This is a genomic window from Acidovorax sp. LjRoot204 (assembly GCF_056175785.1).
On the sequence record NZ_JBGFFF010000188.1, the window covers coordinates 1 to 7,185 of the forward strand.

General features: G+C 60.0%; 5 protein-coding genes and 1 pseudogene. 5 read left to right on the forward strand and 1 reads right to left on the reverse strand.

The genetic code is table 11. From position 1 onward, the window contains the following. The first annotated feature begins 201 nt into the window (after positions 1 to 201). The 4 genes and pseudogenes from AC04MI_RS21860 to AC04MI_RS21875 form a co-directional block, all read left to right on the forward strand. Positions 202 to 1,560, forward strand: a complete 1,359-nt coding sequence (locus AC04MI_RS21860) for a glycosyltransferase (protein WP_476498687.1) — start codon at positions 202 to 204, stop codon at positions 1,558 to 1,560. Next, the gene (locus tag AC04MI_RS21865) at positions 1,557 to 2,678 is read left to right on the forward strand and encodes a hypothetical protein (RefSeq protein ID WP_436077563.1); all 1,122 of its coding nucleotides are present in this window, start codon (positions 1,557 to 1,559) and stop codon (positions 2,676 to 2,678) included. The genes AC04MI_RS21860 and AC04MI_RS21865 overlap by 4 nt, the downstream gene beginning before the upstream one ends. 108 nt (positions 2,679 to 2,786) lie before the next feature. Then, on the forward strand, positions 2,787 to 3,512 hold the full coding sequence (locus AC04MI_RS21870) for a class I SAM-dependent methyltransferase (protein ID WP_436077562.1): 726 nt from the start codon (positions 2,787 to 2,789) through the stop codon (positions 3,510 to 3,512). A 34-nt stretch (positions 3,513 to 3,546) separates the two neighbouring features. Beyond that, a pseudogene (locus tag AC04MI_RS21875) lies at positions 3,547 to 3,909 on the forward strand (oxidoreductase); the annotation flags it as partial. Between the two features lie 375 nt (positions 3,910 to 4,284). On the opposite strand, the gene glmS reads toward AC04MI_RS21875, so the two are convergent. After that, complete coding sequence (glmS, locus tag AC04MI_RS21880) at positions 4,285 to 6,198, reverse strand: glutamine--fructose-6-phosphate transaminase (isomerizing) (RefSeq protein ID WP_476498688.1); 1,914 nt, start codon at positions 6,196 to 6,198, stop codon at positions 4,285 to 4,287. 139 nt (positions 6,199 to 6,337) lie between these two features. Here glmS and AC04MI_RS21885 point away from each other — a divergent pair, with 139 nt between their 5' ends. Continuing rightward, positions 6,338 to 6,826, forward strand: coding sequence for an Lrp/AsnC family transcriptional regulator (locus tag AC04MI_RS21885; RefSeq protein ID WP_108498955.1), 489 nt, complete (start codon positions 6,338 to 6,340; stop codon positions 6,824 to 6,826). Positions 6,827 to 7,185 lie beyond the last annotated feature (359 nt).

The window sequence follows — 7,185 nt, forward strand, 5'->3', positions numbered from 1 at the left end:
GCATTAGCCATTCTTCCTGTGGGAGGACAGGCTGTTGTTGAGGACAAGCCTCCATTCACACCGCCATGGGCCGCTTAAGCACACAGYCTCAGTGCGGAAACTGCACGCCGACTGGCCGGTGGCAGCGGCTGCTTCCGTCACCTGTGTCCGGCACCACTTGTTCCTGTTCGCGGGGAATGCCCTGTCTTCGTCGTCTTCACCATGTCCTCCATACTCATTTGTACGGTCCCGATCCACGGCCACGTAACGCCGCTACTTGCGGTTGCGCGCTACTTTGTCGAACAAGGTCACAGCGTGYGGTTCCTCACCGGAAGTCGCTTTGCTACAACAGTCCGTGAGACCGGCGCTAGGCACATTCCATTACCTGGTTCGGCTGATTTCGATGACCGCATCGATCTCAACGACCGTTTTCCAGGAAGAGCAGCTCTTTCAGGTGTCGACGCCATCGCTTTTGATGTACTGGAGTTGTTCACACGCCCGGCTATGGCGCAATACAACGCTGTCGTATCTGCACATGCATCCGAGCCGATAGATGCCATGCTGGCGGACCCTGCTTTTGCTGGCGCTTCTTTGGTGCTGGGTAAATCCCGAGACGCGCGTCCGGCCGTGGTGATGTGCGGGGTGCTGCCCCTCTCCCTTGCCAGCTGCGATACAGCCCCATTTGGCATGGGCGTGCCGCCGATGCCTGGCTCGATCGGGAGGCTGCGAAACAAGCTACTTTCAGCGCTCGCCGCAAGAGTTCTGGCCCCAGCACAACGCCACGCCGACGACATGCACCGGCAGGTTTTTGGCGTGCCGATGCCGGGGCCCATTCTCGATTGGGCGCGTCGGGCTGAAGGCATCACCCAATTTACAGTGCCCGAATTCGAGTACCCGCGCTCGGATGCGCCGTCAACGCTTCACTTTGTGGGGCCGATCTCGGCCTCGGGCTCGTCAGCACCCCGGCCTGCTTGGTGGCGTGATCTGGATGGCACACGGCCGGTAGTTCATGTGACGCAAGGGACGATTGCCAACAAGGATTTCAACCAGCTGATTGGTCCAACCCTCCAGGCCTTGGCCAATGAAGACGTCATCGTCGTTGTGGCTACAGGAGGACGACCGTTGACCAGTCTTCCGCCGCTTCCCGGCAATGCGCGCGCGGCTGAGTTCTTGAACTATGACGAACTACTGCCTAAGACCGACGTCTTTGTGACAAATGCTGGATATGGTGGCGTGCAGTACGCGTTGCGCTACGGCGTCCCCATCGTCGCCAGCGGAGGCCTGGAGGACAAGCCCGAGGTGGGCGCGCGCATTGCATGGTCCGGGGTAGGGCGCCGTCTGCGTCGGGTATCGCCTCGTCCTTCCGAAGTTCGAGATGCCGTTCGTGAGATTCTGCAAGACGACCGCTACCGCCGGGCCGCCGCAGCCATGGCTGAGCGAATGGCGTGCAGCGGAGGTCTTGGTGCTTTAGGTTCAATTGTTGAGTCGGTAACTAGCCAAGCTGCCAGGTCAGGACTGAAGGACTACAAGACTGGCTTTGCAATCCACCCGATCCAAGCTCAGGTGGAGAACGCAGCATGATTCTCACGCCACCCTTAATCGCTCGTGTGAAGCTCCTCACCGCCGCTTCTCTGGCTTTACTGCTCGCCAGCCACAGTGCGCACGCGCAGATCGATTGCTGGATCGATGCTGAGCATCCCAAGACTGCAGATCTGAAGATGGTGAACGACCCCTCGGTCGCGCCGCTGCGGCAAACACTGCGAGAGTTCAACAAACTCCTTCACGCCCGCCCTGAACTTCATGCGCTGCCTCGCACAAGGCTTCGCAGCAGCTGGCAGATCGGCGGCCAATGGACGGCTCCAGCAAGACCTGCACACTTCCTATTGCGCGACCACCGAGAGTCTGTGTGGGTGAAGGGCCGCTGCGATGTCGTTGCAGGTGCGGATCGAATTGGCCCCTTGTTGTCAGTAGTGGCCAGCGTCAACGCGCCTCACGCATTTTTTGAGTCAGAAGTACCGGAGCTGAAGGACGACAGGCTCGCAGCATGGCGCGCGTTGCCGGTCACTGGCACACTGCGCGGGCGTCCCATATTCGGTGGGCACATGCTTGTCTTCACGAGCAATGGAAAGTTGCCGTGGGTTCCGGTCACTACGGCGGAGTACCTTGACTTTACTGAGCGCGATCTGCAGCGCAAGTTGGAGGATGTACGCAAGGATGAGGAATCGGCACCATCTGGTGAGCAAGATCGGATGTTGGATCGCATCGCCGAGGGACTGCGCCGCACAGATCCCGCAAACGCCGATCGACTCATCGCAGAGATTCGTGTGCAGCACGCACGTGCCAATGCAGGCGTCGCAGCGTCCGAGGCGCGCCGGAGGAACCAGCTTGGTATTGACAATTCACCCGTAGAAACGATGTTGCGCCGAGTACGTACATGGCGAGCTGGCCTAACGGGTGATCAACTGAAAGCGCAGGCACGTCTGGGTTTCAACGGACTGCATCCCGCGGACGTACCGCCGGACCGCTTTCCCCTACTTGCGAAACCGGATCCCTCCTTCCCCTGGGACCGAGCAAATCCAGCAAGAGCACAGATGATCAAACTAGAAGTCCGAGGCGGAGATCGTTTCGAGCAACCCATGCAACGTGTCATGGAAGGCCTGGACCCTGACGCTATCGATGCGCTGGTCGTCGCTAGATGAGATGTATCGATCAGGGACAAATGCAGCGAACCGGGATAACTCTCAAGCCCAAAGAAGCGGCGCTGATCGCATCCCGCCTACATCCCACAAATTCCATTTCACTCTCGCATGACGACTAACGATCACTACGAGCAACACCTGGCGCCCGTCTACCTGTGGATGGAGGGCGGAGCCCAAGCCGCATTGCAAAGAGGAGCCTCCGAAATTCAGACCTTGGGTCTACCGATAGGACTGAGCTCCAAGGTGGTTGACCTGGGTGCTGGATTCGGGATGCATGCTATTCCGATCGCGCGTACGGGTGCATCCGTCTTGGCAATCGATGCGTCTGCGCTTTTGTTGCGAACGCTCGAAGAACTCAGCGAAGGGGTAACTATCCGTAAGGTTTGCGAAGACCTTCTCACATTTCCTAAACACCTGACGGAACGTCCTGACCTGATTCTCTGCATGGGTGACACCATCACCCACCTACCCAATACGGGTGCTGTTTTGTCACTCATCGAAAATGCCGCAACGACTTTGGCCTGCGGTGGCACCTTTGTGATCTCACTACGTGATTACTCCACACCTCTCTTTGGCAGCCATCGATTTATCCCTGTGCGAAGCGACAACGAGCGACTGCTCACATGCTTCTTGGAATATGAGGCAACAAGCGTACTGGTGCATGACATTGTCCAAGAGCGAACTGCTCATGGGTGGACAACGCGGGTCAGTCACTACCGGAAGCTGCGTTTATCCATCGGCCATCTGATCACACAGCTGGAGACAAGTGGGTTTGTTGTAGCAAGAGAGGTGGGACTTCGAGGCATGGTGCGACTTATCGCTATCAGGCGCTGAATCTACTTGGAATGATCAATTCCCAAATGACGCACTGATGAGGTCGATCGGATACCTGATCAACGAGTTCATCGCCGCACGTAGCAATCAGTGCGGCGACGTCTAGGGCGGCAGCTATGCCAAGCGCATGCGCATTTCCGTAAMGATCCTATGCCGAGCTCACAAGCGCGTTGGACCGAACCTCATCATCTAGCGACTGTCAATGCTCTAGCTCGTGGAGGGCCGCTCCACGCCGGCAGAAGTGCTACAGCTCGCCCAGGCCATCGAGGCGGCGGGAGCCAGCATCCTCAATACAGGCATCGTTTGGCATGAGGCCCGCTTTCCCACCAGTGCCACCAAGGTGCCGCTCGTGGCCTATGCCTGGGAGACCAAACAGGTGATGGGGCACGCGGGCATGCACTCATCGCCTCTAGCGTCCGCTGTAGAGTGATGCGGTCGTTCGTGGACGGACGTGTGAATGACGGCTACCAGCCTCTTGCAGTCATCGGAGCGTTTAGGGGCTGCTCGGACCGCAAGAACTTCTGGAAAAACCAAAGAAAAAGAGCGCTCAAACTGAGCGCTCTTTTATATATATATATCAACAAGCCCAAACAGGGCTGCGATTTGCTTCGTATTTCTAGGTCGTCTTTACCTGTCAAACTCGAGTTTACGACTTTACTGTTACAAATGACCACCCCGCAAACCCGAATGAATGCTGGAGGCTTGTTTACCACCTTATTTGCGTGTTTACGACTTTAATTACCCAGAATAAAAAAGCGGTCCGTTCGACAAGTCACTCCACCGTGACGCTCTTGGCCAAATTTCTGGGCTTATCCACATCCGTCCCCCGCGCGCAGGCCGTGTGGTASGCCAGCARCTGYAGCGGCACCACRTGCAGYAGCGGGCTCAAGGGGCCGTAGTGCTCGGGCATGCGGATGACGTGGATACCCTCGCTGCTCTCGATGCGGGTGTCGGCGTCAGCCAGCACGTACAGCACACCCGCGCGCGCACGGACTTCCTGCAKGTTGCTCTTGAGCTTTTCGAGCAGGGTGTCGTTGGGTGCTACGGTGACCACGGGCATSKCGCTGGTCACCAGGGCCAGGGGGCCGTGCTTGAGTTCGCCGGCSGSGTASGCCTCGGCGTGGATGTAGSTSAYTTCCTTGAGCTTSAGSGCRCCTTCGAGSGCGATGGGGTAATGCAGCCCCCGGCCCAAAAAGAGCGCGTTKTCCATGCGCGCAAAGTCTTCGGCCCAGCTGATGATTTGTGGCTCCAGCGCCAGCACGGCCTGCAAGGCCACAGGCAGGTGGCGCATGGCCTTGAGGTGCGCAGCTTCCTGCTCGTCATTCAAACGCCCCTTGGATTGGGCCAGCGCCAGCGTCAGCAAGAACAGGCCTGCCAGCTGGGTGGTGAAAGCCTTGGTGCTGGCCACGCCGATCTCGACCCCGGCGCGCGTGATGTAGGCCAGCTTGCATTCGCGCACCATGGCGCTGGTGGCGACGTTGCAGATGGTGAGCGTGTGCTGCATGCCCAACGACTGCGCGTGGCGCAGGGCGGCCAGCGTGTCGGCGGTTTCGCCGCTTTGGCTGATAGTGACAACGAGAGTGCGCGGGTTGGGCACGCTGGTGCGGTAGCGGTATTCACTGGCCACTTCCACTTGCGTGGGGATGCCAGCAATGTCTTCAAGCCAGTATTTGGCGGTGCAGCCGCTGTAGTAGCTCGTACCGCAGGCCAGGATCAACACGTTGTCGATCTCCTTGAACACACGCCAGGCGGCCGCGCCGGGCTCGCCATGCTGGCCTGCGCCGTCGAACAGCTCGGGCACGATGCCGGCCAGGCCTTCCAGCGTGTCGGCAATCGCGCGTGGCTGCTCGAAGATTTCCTTTTGCATGTAGTGGCGGTAAGGCCCCAGCTCGGCCGCGCCACTGTGGGCGAGCACGGTGCGCACGGGGCGCTGTTCGGGCGTGAGTGCGGCACCGTCCTTGCGCACGATCCAGTAGCGGCCCAGCTGCAGGTCCACCAGGTCGCCCTCTTCCAGATAAACGATCTGGTCAGTGACGCCCGCCAGGGCCATGGCATCGCTGGCCAGAAAGTGCTCTGCGCCCCCGTTTCCAACCCCCAGGATCAGCGGCGAACCAGCGCGTGCACCCACCACGCGGTGCGGTTCGTCCTTGTGCATCACGGCGATGGCGTAGGCGCCGTGCAGTTCGGCCACGGTGGCCTGCACGGCTTCGAACAGGTCGCCGCTGTAGTGGCTGTCCACCAGATGGGCGATGACCTCCGTGTCGGTCTGGCTCGCAAACACATAGCCGCGTGCCTGCAGTGCCTTGCGCAGTTCTTCGTGGTTTTCAATGATGCCGTTGTGCACCAGCGCCACGCGACCTGCGCTTTGGACCTGCGCGTCTGCGCCCGTGCCGTGGCTGAAATGCGGATGGGCGTTGTGCACGGCGGGCGCGCCGTGGGTGGCCCAGCGGGTGTGGGCGATGCCGGTGGCACCGTCGATGTGCTCGGAGCTCACTTGCTCCAGCAGCTCGGCCACGCGGGCGGTGCTGCGGGCGCGCTGCAGGCCGGCAGGGCGCGTGGCGTCCAGGCTGGACGCATGCACGGCCACGCCGCAGGAGTCRTAGCCSCGGTATTCRAGCCKYTRCAGGCCCTGSACSAGGAYSGGAACGATGTTGCGMKKGGASRCTGCGCCGACGATGCCGCACATGGTGGTTGCCCTTGGGTTGGATTCGATGGGGCGATCGTAGGCAGCAAAGAGAAAAATTATTCATTGATATTTGCAAAAAAATGAACTTAAATTTCATAAATCCACACCGGTGAAATTTTCATTCATTTTTTATCAATCGATGGAATCCATATCTCTCGATGCAATCGATCTCCAGCTGCTCAACCTGCTGCAAACCGATGCCGCACAAAGCAACCAGGCCCTGGCCGAACAGGTGCATGTGTCCCCGCCCACCTGCCTGCGCCGGGTCAAGCGCCTGCATGATGTGGGGCTGATCGAGCGGCAGGTGGCCATCTTGCAGCCCGACCGACTGGCAGCGCTGCAGGGCCATGGGCTGGGGTGCATCGTGGAGGTGTCGCTGGACCGCCAGGGCGCAGAACAACTCGACGCGTTCGAAGCCCGCGCCGTGCAGGAGGCCGCGGTGCAGCAGTGCTGGCGCGTGTCGCCGGGGCCCGACTTTGTGCTGGTGGTGCACACGCGGGACATGCCGGGCTACCTGGCGCTGTCGCAGCGGCTGTTCACGGGCGACGCCAATGTGCGCAATGTGAAGGCGTTCTTTGCGACCCGGCGGGCCAAATTTGAAACAAAAGTGCCAGTAGCGCTAGTGTGATATGCCTTGGTTGCTATTAATTTGTTAGCAATTCACCCCAAATCATCACCAACGCCCTCTCACCACTGGCCCCACAAACCACCCAGACAGACCAGGCAACAAGGCCCCACCACCCATCAACGCCATCCAGGCGACGGATGGGGCATGGCCCACGGTCATTTCTTGCTGGTATCGCCTGGCGGTGCGTTGTAAGCTCCGCCGCACTTTCTACCTACCTGGCCGGTGAATGCCCGCGTGGCAGCGCCGCCTTTTCCCCCGCATACCCCATGCCGACGCCCCGCCGCCAGATGCCACGCCGCATCTACCCCTTGCGCATCCTGGGCATGGGGCTGGGCGGCATGGTGGTGGCGGTGGTGCTG